17 protein-coding genes and 4 pseudogenes are annotated in these 19,943 nt (G+C 61.0%); 10 read left to right on the top strand and 11 right to left on the bottom strand.

The window, feature by feature from the left end; translation table 11 throughout:
• On the top strand, nt 1-127 hold a 127-nt coding region (locus J0I79_RS28140), incomplete at its 5' end, for a transposase domain-containing protein (protein WP_292854903.1).
• A gap of 110 nt (nt 128-237) precedes the next feature.
• The gene (locus J0I79_RS28135) at nt 238-552 is read left to right on the top strand and encodes a hypothetical protein (protein ID WP_292867029.1); all 315 of its coding nucleotides are present in this window, start codon (nt 238-240) and stop codon (nt 550-552) included.
• Here the strand turns inward: J0I79_RS28135 and J0I79_RS28130 are convergent, their stop codons facing one another.
• From J0I79_RS28130 to J0I79_RS28105, 6 genes and pseudogenes are all read right to left on the bottom strand, one after another.
• Nucleotides 553-1,971, bottom strand: coding sequence for a UvrD-helicase domain-containing protein (locus tag J0I79_RS28130; RefSeq protein ID WP_292867027.1), 1,419 nt, complete (start codon nt 1,969-1,971; stop codon nt 553-555).
• Nucleotides 1,958-3,679, bottom strand: coding sequence for an ATP-binding protein (locus J0I79_RS28125; protein ID WP_292867025.1), 1,722 nt, complete (start codon nt 3,677-3,679; stop codon nt 1,958-1,960). Before J0I79_RS28125 ends, J0I79_RS28130 begins: the two co-directional genes overlap by 14 nt.
• A gap of 136 nt (nt 3,680-3,815) precedes the next feature.
• Nucleotides 3,816-4,454 (bottom strand): annotated as a pseudogene (locus J0I79_RS28120) (nucleotidyl transferase AbiEii/AbiGii toxin family protein); the annotation flags it as partial.
• 59 nt (nt 4,455-4,513) lie between these two features.
• Entirely contained in the window at nt 4,514-4,942 is a 429-nt protein-coding gene (locus J0I79_RS28115; protein WP_292867023.1) for a hypothetical protein, read from the bottom strand.
• Nucleotides 4,939-7,851: a Tn3 family transposase gene (locus J0I79_RS28110; RefSeq protein ID WP_292867021.1), complete on the bottom strand. Its 2,913-nt coding sequence runs from the start codon at nt 7,849-7,851 to the stop codon at nt 4,939-4,941. Before J0I79_RS28110 ends, J0I79_RS28115 begins: the two co-directional genes overlap by 4 nt.
• Before the next feature lie 201 nt (nt 7,852-8,052).
• Nucleotides 8,053-8,229 (bottom strand): annotated as a pseudogene (locus J0I79_RS28105) (IS6 family transposase); the annotation flags it as partial.
• Between the two features lie 58 nt (nt 8,230-8,287).
• Here J0I79_RS28105 and istB point away from each other — a divergent pair.
• Nucleotides 8,288-8,920, top strand: a complete 633-nt coding sequence (istB, locus tag J0I79_RS28100; protein ID WP_292867033.1) for an IS21-like element helper ATPase IstB — start codon at nt 8,288-8,290, stop codon at nt 8,918-8,920.
• Between the two features lie 63 nt (nt 8,921-8,983).
• On the opposite strand, the gene J0I79_RS28095 is transcribed toward istB, so the two are convergent.
• Nucleotides 8,984-9,310 carry a hypothetical protein gene (locus J0I79_RS28095; protein WP_292867035.1) on the bottom strand — a complete coding sequence of 109 codons (327 nt, stop codon included), beginning with the start codon at nt 9,308-9,310 and terminating at the stop codon, nt 8,984-8,986.
• A 59-nt stretch (nt 9,311-9,369) separates the two neighbouring features.
• On the opposite strand from J0I79_RS28095, the pseudogene J0I79_RS28090 reads away from it, so the two are divergent.
• Nucleotides 9,370-10,091 (top strand): annotated as a pseudogene (locus tag J0I79_RS28090) (IS6 family transposase).
• A gap of 87 nt (nt 10,092-10,178) precedes the next feature.
• Here the strand turns inward: J0I79_RS28090 and J0I79_RS28085 are convergent.
• The 4 genes from J0I79_RS28085 to J0I79_RS28070 all read right to left on the bottom strand — a co-directional run bounded on the left by J0I79_RS28085 (nt 10,179) and on the right by J0I79_RS28070 (nt 14,247).
• Nucleotides 10,179-10,859, bottom strand: coding sequence for a GntR family transcriptional regulator (locus tag J0I79_RS28085; RefSeq protein ID WP_292867019.1), 681 nt, complete (start codon nt 10,857-10,859; stop codon nt 10,179-10,181).
• A 114-nt stretch (nt 10,860-10,973) separates the two neighbouring features.
• Nucleotides 10,974-11,834 carry a fumarylacetoacetate hydrolase family protein gene (locus tag J0I79_RS28080; protein WP_292867017.1) on the bottom strand — a complete coding sequence of 287 codons (861 nt, stop codon included), beginning with the start codon at nt 11,832-11,834 and terminating at the stop codon, nt 10,974-10,976.
• A 98-nt stretch (nt 11,835-11,932) separates the two neighbouring features.
• Entirely contained in the window at nt 11,933-12,898 is a 966-nt protein-coding gene (locus tag J0I79_RS28075; RefSeq protein ID WP_292867031.1) for a substrate-binding domain-containing protein, read from the bottom strand.
• 206 nt (nt 12,899-13,104) lie between these two features.
• Nucleotides 13,105-14,247, bottom strand: a complete 1,143-nt coding sequence (locus J0I79_RS28070; RefSeq protein ID WP_292867015.1) for an NAD(P)/FAD-dependent oxidoreductase — start codon at nt 14,245-14,247, stop codon at nt 13,105-13,107.
• A 318-nt stretch (nt 14,248-14,565) separates the two neighbouring features.
• On the opposite strand from J0I79_RS28070, the gene J0I79_RS28065 reads away from it, so the two are divergent.
• The 6 genes and pseudogenes from J0I79_RS28065 to J0I79_RS28040 form a co-directional block, all read left to right on the top strand.
• Entirely contained in the window at nt 14,566-14,958 is a 393-nt protein-coding gene (locus J0I79_RS28065; RefSeq protein ID WP_292867013.1) for a RidA family protein, read from the top strand.
• Between the two features lie 19 nt (nt 14,959-14,977).
• Nucleotides 14,978-15,811: an alpha/beta fold hydrolase gene (locus J0I79_RS28060; RefSeq protein ID WP_292867011.1), complete on the top strand. Its 834-nt coding sequence runs from the start codon at nt 14,978-14,980 to the stop codon at nt 15,809-15,811.
• A gap of 27 nt (nt 15,812-15,838) precedes the next feature.
• Nucleotides 15,839-16,837: an extradiol dioxygenase gene (locus J0I79_RS28055; RefSeq protein ID WP_292867009.1), complete on the top strand. Its 999-nt coding sequence runs from the start codon at nt 15,839-15,841 to the stop codon at nt 16,835-16,837.
• Nucleotides 16,838-16,969: 132 nt separating this feature from the next.
• A complete protein-coding gene (locus J0I79_RS28050) occupies nt 16,970-18,505 on the top strand; it encodes a sugar ABC transporter ATP-binding protein (RefSeq protein WP_292867007.1) in 1,536 nt (511 codons plus the stop codon).
• A gap of 179 nt (nt 18,506-18,684) precedes the next feature.
• Nucleotides 18,685-19,587, top strand: coding sequence for an ABC transporter permease (locus tag J0I79_RS28045; RefSeq protein ID WP_292867005.1), 903 nt, complete (start codon nt 18,685-18,687; stop codon nt 19,585-19,587).
• A 118-nt stretch (nt 19,588-19,705) separates the two neighbouring features.
• Nucleotides 19,706-19,795: pseudogene (locus J0I79_RS28040) on the top strand (IS6 family transposase); the annotation flags it as partial.
• Nucleotides 19,796-19,943: the final 148 nt, after the last annotated feature.

Here is a 19,943-nt window from a genome sequence, read left to right as displayed (position 1 = left end):
CAACGACGTCAATCCCGTTGCCTACCTCGCAGAAACCCTCGACGCCATCATCAACGGCCATCCGCAGAGCCAGATCGAGGAACTCATGCCCTGGCGATTCCGGAAAACGTCAAGCCCAAATCCGTAGGCGATCGGCGAGGCGCTTACGAGGTAACCCACCGTGCGTCCGAACTGCTGGGCCATCTGCAAACTCTCGTCGATGACGACGCCGAGGTGGGCAGGCCGGACCCTGTCGAGATGGCGGCCACGGCACTGCGCACACTCGGCCTGCCCGAGCTCACCCCGTTCGTTTCACGCCTGGTTCCCGAAATCCCACTCTGGGCCGCCAGCCCGCCACGCTTCCTTGCTGGCCGAGCGGATGCTGTCGTGATGGAGGGGGATCGGATCGCCCTGGTCGTCGATTGGAAATCAGATGTGAATCCGGACGTTATGGCGCAGAACGCACACGCTGGGCAGCTGCGCGACTACCTCGTGGCCACCGGCGCTGAGCGTGGCGCCGTCGTCTACATGTCCTCTGGGCACGTATCGTGGATCGAGCCCAGATCGGGCTAATCACCAGGCCGGATTGAGGATCGGCGACGGGGAGCAGACCAGTACGCGGCGCGATCCTCTCGTCATGGCGACATAGAGATTTCGGGCGTTCAAGGCCCCAGCATTGAGAACCACGGAGATATCGGCCTCGAGACCCTTGAGAAGCAGCGTGCTGCCGACCGAACGTCTCGCGAGCGGGCGACCTACAAGCCGGGACTGCTCACGGATTGCAACCGTCGCTTCCTGGAAGGATGGTCCCCCGGTTGATTCCGCAAGCTGCAAGGCTCGTTGCGCCGCCGCGAGGACCGCCGGCCGATAGCATCGCACCCCACCCGCCCGGTTGATGGCAACGAGAAGATCGGCGACGCGGAAGAGCGTTCGCTCCTCCTCAAAAGCAACCGCTGCCTGCTCCATGTCCGATAAGGCACGGCTAGGTGTGCCCGCCCTGGCCGATGCGGTCGTCCGCACCAGATCGGCACCGGAAAAGTTGCTCATCAGGTTCTCGGCGAAGTCGGCCACGACGGATAGGGCTTGGTTGCCGCTGATATCGAGAGATGCCCCAAAATCGGTGAGGTCACGCAAATCCACGGCTTCGACAGTCACCGCACCATCCACCTGGCGCGCAAACCGACGTTGTCCGCGGGGATCGGTGCTATCGCCAATAATCAACACCTTCGTATCGCCAGGCGCTTCCACGGCGGCCGCGGCGACACGAAGCGCATCGTCATGCCGACCGTCGAGCTGGATCCACTGAACACCGGCAGGCGCCGTGCGCAGGTCAATCGGTGCGCCCTTGGCGAGGTCCCCTCGTATGGAGAGCAACCAATTGCCTAGGTCTGCTGCACCGGCATTGTTCCACCGCCAGGGCGTCGTCAGCTCCCCGGACACCGGAAAGAATGCGATGACCTCTGTATTCCAGTCTGCCAGGCGGTCGGCCCCGAATCCGAAGATCGATTGGAACGGGTCTCCCACAATGGCAGTCGGCAGGCTCTGAGCGAGCCAGGTCACGAGCGCATGCTGGCGGATCGAGCAATCCTGGTACTCGTCCACAAACAGCCTTTCGTAGCTGGCCGCCAGGATATCATGCACATGACCAGCCGCGACAAGCCGGGCGGCGGCATCCCGAATCGCTTCGTAATTGGGCCGCCCGTCAGTCACGATCCGAGGGTCGTGTCCCGCCCGCTGTGGGAATGTTGATATGAGGCGGATCGCAAAACCGTCCAGGGTCGTGGCACGGTAGATGGCCGGTTTCACGCCCGCCTTTTCCAGACGACCGCGCAGCGCTGCGACACCCGCATTGGTATGGGTCAGCACCAGGATCGGCTTCGCGCCGCCGTGTCGGGCAAGGGCGTCCGTAATGAGCTGCGTCTTGCCACAGCCGGCCGGTGCTATGACAAGACCGCGGCCGATGGCGCTTAGGTCGATCTCAGCGGGTGCCATCTTCAACCCAATTCAGCACGCCATCCATAACTCCGGTCAGGCTGGTATTGCTCTCACCATAGGCCGGCCCGACAATGGTCCGCCCGGCAATCTCCATGGCAGCAATGGTCTTCAGCCAGTCGAAGCGGGCGGCCGCATTGCCGAGGAGTACCCGGCTAACGGCACTGAAACCATCGATCAGCGCCTCGGTCTCCAAGGCGTCAAGTGTTTGGGCTCCGTTCGATATCGTCTTGATATGTGCCTCAACGAGCGCTCGGTCCTTTGTCTCGACGGCAAGATCTAACAGCCTGGCGGCGGGACCATCGGGAAGGGCGGCGAAGAGTTCCTGCTCCAGGGCTCGACCGCCGCCCCAAGCGAAAACACTCCCTCCCCCGGCAAGGAAGGTCGCTTCCGCCGCCGCCGGCGCGAGCTTGTCACTATCGCGCAGAATGGCGACGCGATATCCCAGAGATTGCAACGCATTGGCGCGGCTGAAGGTCTCGTCACCGTTGCCGTTAACGAGCGTGGCCCCACAAGCCGCCAAGGATATCTCACCCGTACTGGAAAAATGCTGATCTAGTCCGCGCATGAGCCCGATCTCGCTGCCGCCTTCGCACACGATGATCGAGGTGGCGAGCAGGGCGTGCGCGTGAGCTCGGATCGTGCCCTGCACGTCACCGGCGTCGCCGGCGCGGGTGACGACGTGCTCTCCACCGCTATTGCGTCGCACGATATGCAGCTGATGGGCACTCAATTCCGTAACAGCCGTCGGGGAATGGCTCGTCGCGAACACCTGCAGCGGGGGAACTTCTTCTTTTGCACCAAGCGCTCCGAGCAACCGGATGATGCGGTGCGGCTCCAGACCATATTCAAGTTCATCGATCAGGAAGGTCGTAGCCTTGTCAGCAGCCTTTCGCTGCAACGCCGCGATAAGCAAACGCGACGAGCCCAGGCCGAGAGATCGGAGCGGTATGCCATTCTCATCGTGAAGAGAGATCGTGCCGCCCGTGAAGGTGACCGAGCCCGCATCGATGAGAGCCTGCACCGCCACGCCGACTGGCACACCCATCTCGCCTGCAGCGGTCGTGACCAGCTTCAGGGACCCTTCGAGTTCCTTGAGTTCCTTCTGGTCGAAGGCGTCCCGCATTTGGCGGGCCAACCGGGTAAGCTCGCTCGATGTATCCGCCTTGCCATCTGAGAGTTTGCTCAGCACCGAGCCGCGCCGCCATGTCAGGTGGGTGTCCCCGGTAACACCCAGACGCGCAGGCGCAATTCGGGTGCGATCGGCCCAGTTGAGATTGCGGGTGCGTCCCGCTGCCTGAGCGCGCGGGGATACAAGTGACCATTCCGGCTCGAGATCACTCTGCACCGTGAGTTGCAGGGTCAGCGCCGTTTCGATCCCGGCTCCCGGTTCGGGTTCGACAATGCCGGTGCCGGCGTTGAACCCTACGAGGAAATCGCCATAGGTGTCGATACTCTTGAGCGGTTCATCGAGGGCACCAAGGGTCACGGAAATGCGGATGGGTTGATCAAAATCGATCGCATGAAAATCCGCATCCGTGAAGGACAGCGATCGCCGTGCGCCGAGGCACAGATCGATGGCGTCGAGGACGGTGGATTTCCCGCTGTCGCCCGGCCCAATCAGACAATTCACGCCTGGACCCGGCAACCAACGGAGCTTCTTGATAGCGCGAAAGTTCTCGATTTCGAGCACTCGGATCAATGTCATGCCATTCCACTCCCCCAGAACACGGCCGTGCCGACTTTTCCCCTATGCCCTCCTCTCACCGACATGTTCAGTGACTGGAGGCATCTTTCTGCTCGGCATGACGCAGGAGGTTCGACGCTGGCAAAGGGCGCGGCGCTCATGACGCCCCGACGTTGGCCGGCGCGACGTTGAGATATTGCTCGAGCGCCTTGATGCTCGCCATTACCTCCGCGAAAGCAGGCGGCGTTCCGAAAATCATCGATGACATCCGCTGGTAATCCGTCGCGAGCTTGGCCCGCATATCTTCCGTCGGAACCAGGCGATAGCTGCCCGGCACCGCACGGTCGTAACGATGATCGGGCGCGCGAAACATCAGCTCCTTATGCTGTCGGCAGGCCTCGGCAAGGTCGCGCATGGATGCCGTCGCGACGCCGTAATCGGGGTGCGTCCAGATCTGATGGACGTCGTAGTAGTGGCGTGAGTACCGATTGAGATCAGGCACGGGCCGCTCGGGATTGGCATCCTGACGCCGCTTTTCTGTCATCTCCGTCATCGCATGCAGGATCAGCACTTTCTCCCAGAAGGTCCGCTCCGGCCTCACCGTCGTCACGTTCCGAAAGGCGAGGCTTTCCCCGTCCGGCATTTCGGCAGCGATGTAGGGCACGATCTCGCGTGACTCGGCCGGCTCGGGATCGGGGCGCGCACCGCCTTCGATCCGGACCGCCGCCTGCACATAGCTGCCCGCGGACTCAAAGACGCTCTTGTAGCCAAGCACCAGGATGTCGAGCGCTTCCTTATTGGCCTAATCGGCCCGAAGCTGTGAATTTGGCCAAGTTGCGGAACGATTAGGGAACATTATGCTTTGTGTTTCGATTGGGTGATGAACATGACGACGTTTTCGGCGGTAAATTTGAAGCCCTTTCGATCGGGAATGCGTTCAGCGGAGATAGGGTAGCGTGGCCGGCGCGGATCGATGCCGCTAACTCGGAAGCGTTCACCGCCGGCAGTAAATTCGCGCCCGAAGTCGCCTGAGGACAGCCCGTACCGTTCGGCCAGAAGCATGAACATATCTTTCTCGAGACTGAGGGCTCCGCCATCGGGAGCTGGGATACTCACCCTAAAGACAGGCTCGAAGGAGAAGCCGATATCCACGTTGTGCCACCCGGCGGCTTCAATGACGAGGCCATGATCTTCGGCGATCTTGTGACAAGCCTCAAGCATTTGAGCCTGGATCTGCTCGCAGGTCGCGGGCGTCAGGCGGGCTATTTGCTTGCCTTTGGTCATGCCGCTTCTTTCTGTTCGAAATCGATGCGCCGATCCAAATCGAGCTCGAAGCGGCCATAGGGATTGACGTGTCCGTAGATCAGCGGCGTCAGGCCGCGGTAGTCATCCGGCGTCAGGCGCGCCGACCATTTCGGCTCGCTCAACACCGACTGCATCATGCGCGTGTTCACGTAGACCAGCGACGCCTGCAAAAGATGCAGCGCCAGCACCGAGATCTCCTGCTCATCGAGCCGGTTGCTGGCAATTTCGCCGCCTTTGCCGAAGAATACGAAGCTGGTGGCGCTGTTCCAGTTCTCGACCACGTTCAGGCCTTCGTGGATTTCGCGGCGGAATTTCTCGTGGCTCAAATACCGGCACAGAAAGATCGTCTTGATCGCCCGGCCGAGTTCGGCGAGTGCCTTGTAGGTCGGGTGCATCACCTCGGCGCGGGCGAACCGGCGCAGGATCGCTTCGGGATCGGCTAACCCGCTGTGCATGGCACTCGCATATTTGACCATCTCGTCATACTGCTGCTCGATCTCCTCCCAGTTAATGACGTTGGAAAGAACGGGGAGCAAATTGGGCAGTTCGGCGCGCAAACCTGCATGCGGCAGCGCCAGCTTCTGCCGGGCGATTGCCTTCAGGCGCGGCGCCAGCTCAAACCCGAGCAGGTGGCAAAAAGCAAAGCCGACGGCGCTCTGGCCATGGCTGTCGACATATTGGCGCTGGATCTCCATGTCGGTGCAGTGTCGCAGCACGCCCTTGATCATCGCGGCGACCTCCGAGGACGAGCAGCGCTTGAGCTGCGAGAAGATGCAGGTCGAACCCTTTTCGACATGCCAGTAGATCATCACGCCGCGACCGCCATAGCGGACATGCCATTCCGTCATCAGGTTGCCGTCCCAAGCACCGAATTTCTTGGAATCCGACGCGCAGGCCGTGCCGGCTTCGCCCCAGATGGCGGTGTTACGGATCGCCAGCGTCGCATTGGCAACGCGCCCACAGGCCGCCTCGAGCGCTTCCCGGTGGATGAAGCGCCGGCCGACGTGAAGCAGTTCCTCGTAGCTGACATCCGCGCATCCCCCCGCCACGCGTTTCAGGCCGGCATTCGTGCCCAACCCGTAGAGGCACAGGATCAGGCGCCGATCGAGCACGCCGCGGGAAAGCGCTACGCGAGAAGCAGACGTCTCAAACGCGTCCAGAAAGCCGGTGTCGAGCGCCGTCTCCTTCAGAACATCCAGGAGTTCCGTCATCGGCCAGCGTCGCCCAATCTCGGCCTTGACCGATCGTAGGCCTTGCGGTTCCGGCAGCGGCTGGAACGGCGTGATCGAGATGCGGTTCTCGCCGCGCCAGAGAATGCGTACCTTGTCGTTGCGGGGGAGTTCGGCATTCAGCAGCCGCAATTCCCGCTCAAGCTCGGCCTGGATTTTGCGCGTGAAAGCTCGCGCATCCGACGTCAGGTTGAGCGCGTTGTAGTAGGCCGCCCGTCTGCTCTCGAAATCCTTGGGCAGATCGTCGTCCGGATTGCGATAGCGGTCCGCCCCGACCACCCAGATTTCCTTGGACCGGATGCGGTCGCGCAACTGGCTGAGGACGCAAAGCTCATAGCTGATCCGGTTGATGCTCCCGTCCTTTCCGATGATCGCACTGCGCCATCTCGTCGGAATGACCCCTTCGATCGGCACCCCGTTCCGCGGCACAACTCGGCATCCGGTTTCGAAGGCCCGTCTGATCCAGTCCAACGCCCCAAGCACGGGCCGATGCACGGCATTGTTCGAACGAAATTCCAGAACCGAAAGTAGCTTCGGCAGGATTCTTCGATAGTGACCGGCATAGGATCCACGCATAACCTGGTAGATGCGCCGTTCGAGCGTGCCCTTCGCCCGGTGCTCCTTGACGATCGCCGCAAGCTTTTCCTTGCCCGCTACCGGAAAGATCACATCGCAGACCCGGCCACCCGGCGCCTCGATCGCGGCACCCGCGATATCGACCAGCAGCCGCTCCTTGCCGTAAACCTTCTCGATGTCACGCGCGATGCCGGCCACCACCTTGCGCTTCGAACGCACCCCGATCTTGTGGATGGTCTCCACCAGCAGGTCGATCATGCCGTCGATGAACTGTGCTTCCCGCATCATCAGGAAAACGGCATAGAGGCCCAGTTGCCGCCTCGGGGCGTGGCGGAGCATCTCCGACGCTTTTTCGGCGCCGACCCGCCGAACGATCTGATCGATCCAGGTCTTGCCGGCAGCGGATAGAAGATCCCGCGGCAAATCCAGCTTCTTAATGAAGGCAAGCCGATCAGCCAGGGCAAGCATGTTGTCCAGCGTTGCCGCGCCCACGTCTCCCTTGATCGTATGGAACCCGGTCGCACTATCCGGCTCGGCCAGCGATGCCTCCATCAGTGCGACCGTTTTCGGAACAAGCCGATCCGCCACACCGCCAAGGAAAGATTCCACGAAACGTTTGCGTTCGGAGCGTACCAGCCGCTCCATCTCCTTGCGGTGGGGACCAAAAATCCTGCGATCCCGACACCAGAGAAAAACAGCCTCCATCATCGCAGCGATCGATGCTCCCCCAGGGCAAAGCTCCGTCGCTATCCAACTCGCAAGTGCGGCTCGATCCGCCCGCTTCATCCGGCGATAACCAAGATGGCGCAAAATCTCGGCGCAATGGCGCCGCCCCGAACGCCCCGAAAAATCATACTGGCAGAGATCTACCTTGCTGACGCCAAGCTGCTCGGCCAGATACGAAACCGCTTCGTCGGGAGCCTCAGCCGCCGCGGTGGCGAAATATCCGTACGCGGCGAAGAACTTCAGTTGAACCGCCAGTCCAAGCCTCGACCCGGCCGGCTTGATGTTCAAAAAGTCGACGTCGGCAAAAGAGAGGCTCCACTGCCCGGTCAACGTCTCGAGCGAAACACGCAAACCCATACATCCACCCCCTCTGCCAAGAGTGAATTCTCAAGCGACGACGCCATACCGGTCAATCCGTTCCGGCAACGTTCCACAACTTGGCCAAAATCGCAGCTTCGGGCCGATTAGGCCAATTCGAAATCCTCGCTGCTTGATTGACAGGCAAAACCCCTGTTCACGACCCTACCTCAGAGTTTGCGACAGAACCACATACTCGGGCCCGAACTTCTTCCCCCAACGGCGGATCGTTTCATAGGAGACGACGATGCCGCGCTCCAGCAGCATTTCCTCGACCAGGCGCAGGCTCAATGGGAACCGGTAATATAGCCACACCGCATGGCCGATGATCTCGGCGGGAAAGCGGTGGCGTTTGTAGCGGATCAGCGCGTCATTCATCAACTGCGTCTACCCCAGCGACTCCTCACAAGAAGTTACCGTGACATCGCCGCTTGCCATGCTGCTCGAGCGCGAGGCGACCATGCGCCGCCAGAAGCGTTTCGAGGCCCGCGCCAGAGCTGCCAAACTTCGTCATGATGCGCAGATCGAGAATGCCGACTTTCGTGCTGCACGCGGTCTCGACCGCAATCTGTTCATGGCGCTTGCCGGCTGCGACTGGATCAGAAAGCACCACAGCCTTCTCATCACCGGGCCAGCCGGCGTGGGCAAGAGCTGGCTGGCCTGCGCGCTTGGTCACAAGGCCTGCCGCGAAGACTTCTCCGTCGCATACCACCGGGTTCCCCGCCTGTTCGCCACGCTCGCACTTGCAAGGGGTGACGGGCGATACGGCAGGATCCTCAAATCCCTCGCCAAGACCGATCTGCTTATCCTCGATGATTGGGGGCCGGAAAAACTCAATGATGACCAGCGGCGTGATCTCCTTGAGATCATTGAAGACCGCTACGAAAGACGCTCAACCATCGTCACAAGTCAGGTGCCCTTGGATCGGTGGTACGAGATCATCGCAAACCCGACCCTGGCAGATGCCATCCTGGACCGCCTCGTTCACAACGCCTATCGCATCGATCTGACCGGCGAGAGCATGCGGAAACAGCGCCCGCCAATCGCACCCGAAAACACCGAGGCTTGACCTCAAACAAAACCCGATCCAAACATCAACCAGACCCAGGATCAGTCCGAAAAATGGCCGCCTTCAAATCGGAACGCCGGCCGGAATGAAATCGGAATGACTGGCCGGCTTCAAATCGGAATCGGTGGCCGGCTTCATCGGAATACGCACTCTTATTGCTGATCCTGGCCGCAATCCTGTTACCGAGCAGCGCGGGACACATGCGCGCGGCCTGAAAAAACGGGATTCTTCACGGGCGACAAGCTGCTTCGGCAGGTTCAGGAACGCGGCGATCAAGAGCCACAAAAACGTCTTCAGCCACCTGAGCAGGAGGGAGAAGTTGTAGCCGGCTGCGGCCAGGATGGCGTTGATCGCATCGCCTTGGGTGTGAGCGAGGTAATTGCGGCCCATTCTGTGTTCGGGGACCGTAAAGTCAACCGATGGCTGATGAAGATGTGCGACCATGGGCAATGTCAGAAGTTGCTCGTGATCCGCTCTATCGTCGCCACCGCTTTCCCGCCGAGATAATAGCGCACGCGGTATAGTATGGCTGTATTTTCGCTTTCCGCGCAGCCTGCGCATGGTCGAAGATATGCTGGCGGCCCGCGGCATCATCGTCACGCATCAGACCATTCGAAGCTGGGCGGAGAAATTCGGCCGGCATTTTGCCAGGGAGATCAAGCGATGGTCAGCCGGCCGCCTGGGCGACAAGTGGCATCTGGACGAATGTGTGGTGGCCATTAATGGCAAGAAGCAGTGGCTCTGGCGTGCCGTCGACCAGCACGGCTTTGTCCTCGACGTTCTGGTGCGGAGCCGCAGAAATGCCAAGGCTGCAAAGCGCCTGATGCGCAAGCTGCTGAAGGCCCAAGGCCAGGCACCCCGGGTTATGATCACCGACAAGCTCCGTTCCTATGATGCCGCCAGGCGCGACCTCATGCCCGGCGTCGAGCACCGGTCGCATAAAGGCCTCAACAATCGGGCGGAGAATTCGCATCAGCCGACCCGACGACGTGAGAAGATCATGAAACGCTTCAAATCGGCCCGCCAGCTTCAGCGTTTCGTCTCCATCCATGACCCGATCGCCAACCTGTTCCACTTTCCCCGCAACACCCTGTCATCTGCCGACCATCGAGACCTGCGCGCCGCCGCCATACAAATCTGGGCTGAAATCGCGCATGTCACCGCAGCGTGACAGCCGAACCGGTCAGCCCACTTTGCGCCAATCGATCAATAACTTTACGGCGCCGCAGCCGACGGCGGTGACACTCCGAGCGGGATCTCATGCGCGCTTTACGCCAAGCTCCCTGCTGTAGTTTGCGAGTTCCCTTCCGGCCGTACTGATATGGTCGCGCATTTTCGCCTCTATGAGCGCGCCGTCGCCGCTTTGCAGGGCATCGACCAATATCTGATGCTCTGCCGTTTTCATCTCCAGCCGTTCATAAGCCGTGTAGTAGAGCCGCAGGTACGGCTGGATCATCGAATGAAGGCGCTGGATTTCCGCCAGCAGAGAGGGATAGCCCGCCAGCGTGCAAAGCACAGAGTGAAACTCAGCGTGTAGTTGGACCCAAACATCCGGTTGACGTTCGGCAAGCCGCATACGTTGGAGGATAAAGCGCAGGTTGACGATTGTCTCGGCATTGACGTAATACGATGCGCGGCGGGCAGCGAGCCCCTCGAGGACCGCGCGCATCTCGAAGATCTCCTCGATCTTGTCAGGTCCGAGCTGGGTGACGATCACGCGACGGTTGGGCAAGACCGAAAGGAAGCCTTCCGCGATCAGTTGGAATATGGCTTCGCGGACCGGAACCCGGCTCATCTGCAACTGTTTGGAAATGGACTGAGCATCGACCATTTCGCTTGCGCTTAGGCGACCGGCACAGATTTCATTCTTGAGAAAATGGTAGGCTCGCGCCTGCGCGGTATGATTTATCCTTGTCTCCTGAGTCATCTGAAATTCCATCATTCCCGTCCTTGCTGTCCCGGCTCGTGAACGACCCGATAAACCGTCAAAGAGTTGCCTTTGTATACATCATCACGGACGGAACTTGTAAACCCGCATCGCAACTGATGCACATTACTCCTCCTCAATCTCGTTGCGCAGCCTGCCAAGCCCTTCCATAGCAATCTCGATCGTGTCGCCAGCCTTCATCCACAGCGGCGGCCTGCGCGCCATCCCGACGCCGGCCGGGGTTCCAGTGATGATCACGTCGCCGGGTTCTAGTGTCATCACCGCCGAGATCTGTTGGATGATCGTCGGGACATCGAAGAGCAGGTCGTCGGTCGAGCCGTCCTGAACCGTCGCGCCGTTGAGCCTAGCCGTTAGCCGAAGGCCACGGCAACCCGGCGGCAGTTCGTCGGAGGTGACGAGCCAAGGGCCAAAGGCCCCGGTCGCGTCGAAATTCTTGCCGAGAACCCATTGGGACGTGCGCAACTGCACGTCGCGCAGCGAGCCGTCGTTGAACAGCGCATAGCCAGCCACATGGTCGAGCGCCGCCGCCGCCTCAATCCGGCGCCCGGCCCTGCCGATGACGATAGCGAATTCCGCCTCGTAATCCAGATGGTCGGAGTCGTGGGGAAGGATGATGGGCTGACCGGCTCCGACCAAGCTGGTGGCGAAGCGGGCGAAAACATTGGCATGGCTGGGAATGGCCATGCCTGCCTCCTCCGCATGGTCGCGGTAGTTCAGCCCGACGCAGAGAATCTTGCCCGGGCTCGGGATGGGCGGAAGATAGGCGATGTCCGCCTCGTCAAGCACCTTACCATGGCGTTCTAGGGTGGTGGCCGCCCTTGTGAGCACATCACCCCCTCGGTGCAGCAGGGAAAGCAGTTCGCCGGGAAAGTAATCGTCGTCCGAAGCGAGCCCGTGGATCTCACCGTTTGCGGCAACCAGGCCGAGGCCCGTGGTGTCGACGGTGCGATAAGTCAGAAAGCGCATGGCGTGTCGATTCTTGTTTCAGTGTGCGATGTTGAATCTTGTTTGAGTGTGCGCGGGCACAACCCAAGGGTCGAGCCCGCACCGTACCCCGGAAGGGGTTACTGGATGGCCTCGAGGCTCCAATCCTCCGGCGGGATATCATAGAGTTCTGCCGGGTGATTGGCCATGGTGGCCTTCGAGAAGATCGCGGTCGGCACGATGACGACCGGATAGCCGAAGCCGGCGAGCGCGCCCAGACCCGTCAAGTCCATGCCCTCATTCTGACGGATGGCATATTGGACGAGAAGCCGGCCGATCAGGATGCCGGGCTCAGTGGTGGCCGCCACAAGTATGTCGCCGTTCTGGATTTCATCGACGGCGCGCTTGTCGAGGGCGCTGGTCACCACCTTGGCACTGCTTCCCGCCGCCTTCACGGCCTGGGTTGCCCCGAGCCCCAGTGAGGTTTCGATGGTCATGACATATTTCGCGTCCGGGTTGGTCAGCAGCATGTCCGAAGTTTGCGACATGCCATAGGCAAGGCTGATCTCCTTGCCGACCGGCCCGACGACCAGTTCGAGCCCCTTGCACTTCGCCGCCGCCGCCTGAATCGCGTCGATCCTCAGCCGCGCCCACTCTGCCCCGGCTGGCCCCTGGATGACGAGCGCCTTGGCAGGCGCGGTGCCCTTGTCCTTGCAAACGGCGTCGGTCAAGGCCGCGCCGATGTCGGAGTCGTTCTGAACGATCCCGAAATCGACCGAAGTGCTGTTTACCGGAACGCCTGCCGTGATGACATGGATGCCCTGGCTCTTGAGGTCCTTCAGCACCGTATCGAAGCCGTCATAGGCCGCCGGGGCCACGATAAGCGTGTCGATTCCCTTTGAGACCATCGTGTTGATCTGGCTGAACTGTTGCGGCACATTGCCGTAGCCCCCGGCGATGTCGATCTGCCGCACGATGACGCCAGACCGTTTGGCCTCGTCCGAGATTCCGTAGGCCATGCCCTTCCAGTAATCATCCTGAAGGTGCACGAGGGTCACGCCGATGGTCAGTGGCTTCGTCGCCGTGGCGGGCTCGATCAGGCCCATGAGGCGATCGGGCTCTTCCGCCAAGGCGGCCGATGCCAGGCCGGTAGCGAGGATCCCCGCCGCGAGCAGAGACGCGCTTGCCTGCCCGAAAGCAGTGCAGGATTTTCCAAATTTCATCACTTTACTTTCTCCCTGGTTGTTTGTGACCGATTCGTTCCGGACAGGCACCGCTATCGCAGGCACGGCCAAAAGCCTGTCCTGTTTCACTATTTCCGATACCCCGGCGGCACCGCGAAGCCACCGCGGGTTATTCCCTCCCGGAGCCACTTGGTCGAGGAAAGGAAGCGCAAGGCGTCGCCGCGCAGCGACATCAGGCTTGCCGGCCAATGCGCGACGACAATCCCGTAGATGTAGGACCATTCCTGAACGTGGTTCGCCAGCGGCTTCTGCTGCCTTTCCCAACGGGCGAGCACATTGGGGATGTCGTCGGGGTTGTTGCTCTCCTCCAGCAACGCCACCATGGCCATGGCGTTGACGAAGGCGGTCATGGCCTGTTGCCCGAGGTTCGGCGGCAGGCCGTGCGCGGCATCGCCGATGATCGCGGTGCGGCCGTTGCTCCAGCTTGAGCAACGGACCGCGCCGATGCGGTCCCATCGGCCATCGACCTCGAAGCGGGCGACATAGTCGGCGGCCACCGGGAATTTTTCGGCCCAGTAGTCGCGGTCGATGGGCAGGGTGTTTGCCCTCTCGTCCTCAAGGGGTGCGCCGAGGAAGATGTAATTCTTTGTGTCGCTGCAGGGGTTGTAGAGCAGCCGCAGCGGCCCGTTCCAGTATTCAGTCACCACATCCGTCGGGTCGCTTGGGCGCTGGTCGATGAGCAGGCGGATGCCGACCTCCAGGCCATAATCCCGCAGCCGCGTGGCCCCGACGCTGTCGCGCAGCTTTGAATTGACTCCGTCCGCCGCGACCACCAGGTCCGCCTTGCGCTCCTCCCCGCTCGCCATCACAAGGGTGCCGTCCGGACGCATGGCCACCGCCTCGGATGAAGTACGAAGCTCAACCCTCAGATCGACACAGCGCGCGATCAGCGCGTCGTAAAGATCCTCGCGCAGCGGCAGATAGAGGCGTGCGCCACTATCGAACTCGATGCTGGCTAGCACGTCGCCGGTTTCGTCCGCGACCCGCCACTCCTGGATGATGCGCGCACGCCGCGTGGCCTGCTCGAAGGCACCGAGCATCTCCAGAACCTTTAGCCCACTTTCCCAGACCCAGATCCCGGCTCCGAACATGCGCAACTCTGGGCTGCGCTCGTGGAGCACCACCCGCCACCCCTTCTGCGCCAGTGCCGCCGCCATCACCAATCCTGCGAGGCCAGCCCCCGCGATCTCCGCCGTCCGTGCCTTCATCATGATCACATTACTCCTTAACTGCCTTCATTGCCGACCGGGCCGAACCCCTTGCCGCGAAACACACGATATATACAATTCATATCCTGCGGGACGTCAAGCTGAAACCGCTTCTGGGCAATACCGCGAGCCTCACACTGGCCGGGCTATCAATCGCACAGAACCCCTAAACATATTGCTTTTCCGCTCTTATGTGAGCCGATCGCATCCGTGATGGCCTGCCGGTCTTGTATTGCGTATTGCGTATTGCGCGACGCCATTGCGTGGTTGACAGAACATATACAATATGCAGATATCGTTTGCGACGAGGAGATAAAGAAAATGATCAGAACTGAGATCAGCGTTCCGGGACTCGCCCCCGCACTTAGCCACTACACCGATGCGGTGCGGTTCGGAGATATGCTGTTCATCTCCGGCATTGTCGCGCTCGATGCCGACGGGAAAGTGCTCGCCAAAGATGATGTGGTGGGGCAGACTGAACACGTTTTTCAGTCCATTCAGCGCATTTTGGATGCGGTCGGGGCCACCTTCGCGGATGTCCTGAAGGTGACGGTTTTCCTCACTGAGGTTGCCGATCGCGAGCAGATCAACGTTGTCCGCAAGAAGTATTTTGGGACCACCAAGCCGGCCAGCACACTGATCGGCGTGAGGTCGCTTGCCCTCCCGGACCTAAAGGTCGAGGTCGAGGCCGTGGTCGGCCTGCGCTCGGCATAGTAGGCAAAAAGGGTTTGGCATGTTTGAGCGAAGCATAGACATCGATGTGCGAGGCATCCGGACGGTGTGTCACCTCGCGGGGTCGGGGCAGCCGTTGTTGATGTTGCACGGCTCCGGCCCTGGCGCGTCGGTCGAGAGCACCTGGCGTTTCATCCTTAATCGGCTGACCGACCGCTTTGCGATCTACGCTCCCGATCTGATCGGCTTCGGCCTCTCGGGGAACAATCCCGCGGTTCCGGCCTTTGACCCAGATCTCTGGCTCGAGCAGGCACTTGCCGTGATCGACCGGATGCCCGAAGGCCCAATCATGGTGTTCGGGCATTCCATTTCGGGCTTCACCGCATTACGGTTGCCATCCCGCGTCAGGCGTATAGCGGGTGTGCTGACGACTGGCACGATGGGCGTGCGCTACGACCAGAACGCCTTTACGACCCTCACCTGGAATCTGCCGCGCACGCGCGAGGATCTGCGCGCCGCATTGCAAACTCTTGTCCATGACAAGAGCCGAATCGACGACGAGTTCGTCAAGCAAAGATTCGAGCTGTTGTCCGACAGCGGTGCCGCCCAGTCGTTTGATGCAATGTTCCCGGGCGACAAGCAGCAATATATCGATAGATGTGTCCTAAGCGACGACGAGATTGCTGGCATCACTTGCCCTGTCCTGCTGACCCATGGAAAATCGGATGTGATCATCCGCGCCTCCGATACGACCTTGAGCCTTGCTCAACGTATTCCGCAGGCCGATGTCTATCTGCTGGCAGCTTGCGGGCACCTGCCTGCAACCGAAAGACCCGACACCATGGCGGCGCTTGCAGCTAACTTCTTTGAGGCCGCGCTGCCAACGGCCGCCTGATCCTGTTCAACCAAGAGGGAGAGTAAGATGGCAAAAATCGTTATGGCGGCCAGCCTGTCGCACGCACCGGGGGTGCTCGGTTGGCCCGAAGCGCCGAGCGCGGCGGTTCAGAAAGACATAGCGGACGCTCATGCCGCGGTGGCGGAAGCTGTGAAAGAGACGAAGCCGGATGTGTTCATCGCGTTTCTCGACGACCACTTCGAAAACCAGTTCCGTGACATGTCGCCCCCCTTCGCGATCGGAGTCGCGCCCGAAAACATCGGCCCGGCGGTGCATTGGCTTGACGCGCTGAAGATCGAGCGGCCGATTCCGGTTCAAAACAACGAGACGCTTGCCAACCACCTTCTCGAAGGTTTGCTCAAGGCGCAGTTCGACATCACGCGTATGGGCAAGGTCGAATATGGCAACAACCTCTTCGTGCCGATGCAACTGGTGCGGCCGCAGTTCGACATCCCGTTCGTGCCGGTCTACACCAACGTCTTCAACCCGCCGCTGCCCACCATGGCGCGCGCCTATGATCTGGGTCAGGCAATCCGCAAGCTGGTGGAGGCTTATCCCGAACCGCTCCGCGTCGGCCTGATCGCGACCGGCGGGATTTCCCACTGGCCGCCGTTCTGGACCGTGGGTGCCGATGAAACCGACGAGTTCATTCTGCGGATGAAGCGGTATCAGCATGAGGGGCCGGAATATCTGAAGGGCGACCCCGGTCTCTTCACCGATCTGGCGCGCTACGAACAGGACATGTCGACCAAGGCGAAATGGCCGTTCAACGGCGGCTTCCGGCTAATCAACGAGGAATGGGACCGCGAAGTTCTCAAGGCCTTTGCCGATGGGAACGTGAGCTATCTGCACAAGCTCACATATGAGGACATCGAGCGTGACGGCGGACATGGCGGCCACGAGATGCTCAACTGGATGGCGCTCATGGGAGCGATGAACGGTCAAGGCGGAAAGCTCCTATGTTACGCGCCGGTGATGGAATGGATGTGTGGCATGGGCTACATGCTGTATAAGGAAGCAGCTTGAGCTGTTTCCGGCCCGAACAGATTGCAATCCGACGCTCGGGTCTGCCGGGCGACGGAACAACTCCCGGGAATGGCAAAGTCTCCGCACCCGCGCGGCCTGCCACCGACCCTGGGGCTCCCTCGGAGAAGCGACATGAGCCGTCCCGCCCAGAGGCTTGCCATGGCTTCGGAATGGCAGGTGCCCGCCGTCAGCGTCAGGAGTCTGTCGAAACGCTTCGGCGCCACGGTCGCCCTGAACGATGTGTCGGTCGATTTGATGGTCGGAGAAGTTCATTGTTTGCTTGGTGAGAACGGTGCCGGAAAATCGACGGTGGGCAAGATCCTGGCCGGTCTCTTTCCTGCAGATCAGGGTGAGATCCGGCTGAACGGCAGGCCGGCGTCGTTCAAAAGCATCGCCGAGGCACGCGCACATGGCGTAGCCATGGTATTTCAGGAACTCTCACTCGCGCCGCATCTGACTGTGCTCGAGAACATCCTTCTCGGCGCCGAAGGGCGGGGCTTGTTCCGCCTCATCGCCTCGGCGCAGGAACGCGGCCGCTGCACCGCCATCCTTCGGAAATACGGCGTCGCGCTCGACCTCGATGCACGCGTCGCCGACCTGTCAATGGGGCAGCAGCAGCTTGTCGAGATATTCAAGGCGCTGGCCCAGGACGCGTCGATTCTCATCCTCGACGAGCCGACCGCTATGCTCGGCATTCATGAGAAGCAGTCGCTGTTCGAGATTATCCGGCAGGCGCGCGATGAGGGTAGGGCAATCGTCTTCGTCACCCATCACGTCGATGAGGTCGTCGAGCTCGCCGATCGCGTCTCGCTGCTGAAGGACGGCAAACTGCTGGAGACATTCGCCGCCGACGGCAAGATCGATCCGGACCATATCATCGCCAAGCTCACCGGAGGCGCCGCCGGGCGCGAAGTGAAGCGCGAGGTGAATCGGAGCGCGCCCAATCTCGAAATCCGCGGCCTGCCCATGATCGACGGATCGGAAGGCACCATCACCGTGCATCGGGGCGAAATCGTTGGCCTTTACGGGATCGTCGGCTGCGGGCGCGAGGATATTGCCGAAGCGCTGGTCGGCCTGCGCCGCATCGGACCGCAGCAAGTTCTCTTGGAGGGCAACCCCTTTGCCGTGCGCAGCCCGGCCGAGGCGCTAGAACGCGGCGTTGCCTATCTGCCCTCGGGCCGGGCGGCGAACCTGGTGCTTCCGACGCGCTCAATCCGCGAAAATCTCACCATTTCGCGCCTGGGCAATTTCTCGACCGGGGGCGTGCTCGCGCTGCCCAAGGAGGTTTTGTGGGCCGTGGACCAGTTACGGCGGTTTGCGACGAAGTTCCACCACCACGATGACAGCATTCTGTCGCTCAGCGGTGGCAATCAGCAGAAGGTCATGCTGGCGCGCGTGCTCTCCAACGACGCCCATCTCGTCGTTCTGGAGGATCCGACTGCCGGGGTCGATATCGAGACCAAACACCAGATCCACGAGGCCCTGCTCGAGCGCTCAGCCCGCGACGGGCTTAGCATCCTTTTCGTGTCGAGCGACATGCTGGAAACCATCGCCGTCTGCGACTCGATCTACGCGATGTATCAGGGGAAAATTGCCGGCCGCTGGGTCGGCCCCACCCGTGCCGACGAGGGCGCCATCGTAAGAGCCATCCTCGGAAGTCCCGGCTAAGCAGCCTGGATCCACTGCCGACCCGCGCCCGGATCGGCAAGTGCGCGCGGTGTCCGGTGCGGGTGCAGGCTGTTCTTGCAACAATCAACCCTATGCCGGCCCCATCATGGGACAAATTGAGCGGGATCATGAAAGATAAATACAAAACGAAAGCAAGGCTGGTTGGTACGGAAATTGCCATGCCTGTCTTCATCGCCGTCTTTGCCGGCATCGTGGCGTTGGTCGAGCCGCGCTTCCTGAGCGTGGCGAATCTGCGGAACCTGGCCGTCCAGATAGCCCCCCTGACAATCATCGCGGTCGGTCAAGCCTTCACCGTTATCGCAGGCGGGCTGGACCTGTCGATTGCCGCAGTCATGGCCCTGTCGGGCGTGGCCGGCATCCTCGCCGTTCCGCATGTCGGTCTTGCCGGTGGCTTGGCTTGCATGATCCTGGTCGGCGGGTTGGCCGGGCTCTTGAACGGCTTGATTATCAGCCGTTTGCGTGCCTCGCCGCTGATCGTGACGCTCGGGATCGCATCGATCGCTGAGGCGATCGCCCTGATCCTGTCGAATGGCGTGCCGCTCTACGCGGTGCCGGGCGAACTGACCTCGACCATCGGGTTCGGCCGTATTCTCGGAATCAACACGAGTTTCCTTGTCGCGCTAGCCATGCTGGCTCTCGGCGCCTTCCTGTTGCGCTTCACGGTCTTCGGCCGCTACGTGTATGCGGTCGGCTCGAACCAGAGCGCGGCGTTCAAATCGGGGATCAATGTTCCTCTCGTCACGATGCTCGTCTATGCCTTCGCCGGTGTCATGGGCGGCGTAGCGGCCATCGTGATGACGGCCTGGGTCAGCGCGGCCGCTCCGGTCGCCCAGCCTGGCCTGACGCTCCAGTCGATCGCTGCGGTTGTCCTCGGCGGAGTGCTGCTCACCGGCGGCGCCGGTGGGATGCGCCATGTCCTTTATGGGGTTCTGGTCCTTGGCACGATGACCAACGCAATGAACATGCTGGGCATTTCCTCCTACTACCAGATCCTGGCGATCGGCATCGTGATTATCGCCGCCGTCAGTCTCGATGTCTTCCGCAAGCAGAGTCGGACTTGATCACACTCGGGTTTTGTTGCAACGGCTGAATTGGGACGCAGGAGGATGGGTTCCGTTGCAAACTTTCCGGTAACGTACGGCTGACATGAGATTGTCCCCCATTGCGGAGATTGTTTTCATGTTCAAAGGGCGTCATTTCGACCAGTCAGTGATCTTGCTGTGTGTTTGCTGGTATCTGGCCTATGGCTTGAGCTTGCGGGACTTGAAGGGGTCGGAACAAGAACTGCTGAAAATCGTACGCTAAGGTCGAACCGATCATGAATATCATGCGACACGCTTTAGCCCTACCGGAAGGCGCAGTGTCCTAAAGCCTTCCGCCAGATGCTGCTCGCTGTCCCAAGTGTAGATGCCGGTCA

Origin of the sequence: Mesorhizobium sp. (assembly GCF_017306585.1) — a bacterium.
GTDB lineage: Bacteria > Pseudomonadota > Alphaproteobacteria > Rhizobiales > Rhizobiaceae > Mesorhizobium.
The sequence above is the reverse complement of the archived record's forward strand: the minus strand, read 5'-3'. Positions and strand labels throughout refer to the sequence as shown.

Excerpts from the sequence above, each read along its gene's own strand:
- J0I79_RS28115 (WP_292867023.1), bottom strand. The coding sequence starts at position 4,942 with ATGACCAAAGGCAAGCAAATAGCCCGCCTGACGCCCGCGACCTGCGAG.
- J0I79_RS28055 (WP_292867009.1), top strand. The coding sequence starts at position 15,839 with ATGGCAAAAATCGTTATGGCGGCCAGCCTGTCGCACGCACCGGGGGTG.
- istB (WP_292867033.1), top strand. The coding sequence starts at position 8,288 with ATGCTGCTCGAGCGCGAGGCGACCATGCGCCGCCAGAAGCGTTTCGAG.
- J0I79_RS28050 (WP_292867007.1), top strand. The coding sequence starts at position 16,970 with ATGAGCCGTCCCGCCCAGAGGCTTGCCATGGCTTCGGAATGGCAGGTG.
- J0I79_RS28135 (WP_292867029.1), top strand. The coding sequence starts at position 238 with ATGGCGGCCACGGCACTGCGCACACTCGGCCTGCCCGAGCTCACCCCG.
- J0I79_RS28045 (WP_292867005.1), top strand. The coding sequence starts at position 18,685 with ATGCCTGTCTTCATCGCCGTCTTTGCCGGCATCGTGGCGTTGGTCGAG.
- J0I79_RS28075 (WP_292867031.1), bottom strand. The coding sequence starts at position 12,898 with ATGGGCCTGATCGAGCCCGCCACGGCGACGAAGCCACTGACCATCGGC.
- J0I79_RS28060 (WP_292867011.1), top strand. The coding sequence starts at position 14,978 with ATGTTTGAGCGAAGCATAGACATCGATGTGCGAGGCATCCGGACGGTG.
- J0I79_RS28080 (WP_292867017.1), bottom strand. The coding sequence starts at position 11,834 with ATGCGCTTTCTGACTTATCGCACCGTCGACACCACGGGCCTCGGCCTG.
- J0I79_RS28110 (WP_292867021.1), bottom strand. The coding sequence starts at position 7,851 with ATGGGTTTGCGTGTTTCGCTCGAGACGTTGACCGGGCAGTGGAGCCTC.
- J0I79_RS28125 (WP_292867025.1), bottom strand. The coding sequence starts at position 3,679 with ATGACATTGATCCGAGTGCTCGAAATCGAGAACTTTCGCGCTATCAAG.
- J0I79_RS28070 (WP_292867015.1), bottom strand. The coding sequence starts at position 14,247 with ATGATGAAGGCACGGACGGCGGAGATCGCGGGGGCTGGCCTCGCAGGA.
- J0I79_RS28130 (WP_292867027.1), bottom strand. The coding sequence starts at position 1,971 with ATGGCACCCGCTGAGATCGACCTAAGCGCCATCGGCCGCGGTCTTGTC.
- J0I79_RS28065 (WP_292867013.1), top strand. The coding sequence starts at position 14,566 with ATGATCAGAACTGAGATCAGCGTTCCGGGACTCGCCCCCGCACTTAGC.
- J0I79_RS28095 (WP_292867035.1), bottom strand. The coding sequence starts at position 9,310 with ATGGGCCGCAATTACCTCGCTCACACCCAAGGCGATGCGATCAACGCC.
- J0I79_RS28085 (WP_292867019.1), bottom strand. The coding sequence starts at position 10,859 with ATGGAATTTCAGATGACTCAGGAGACAAGGATAAATCATACCGCGCAG.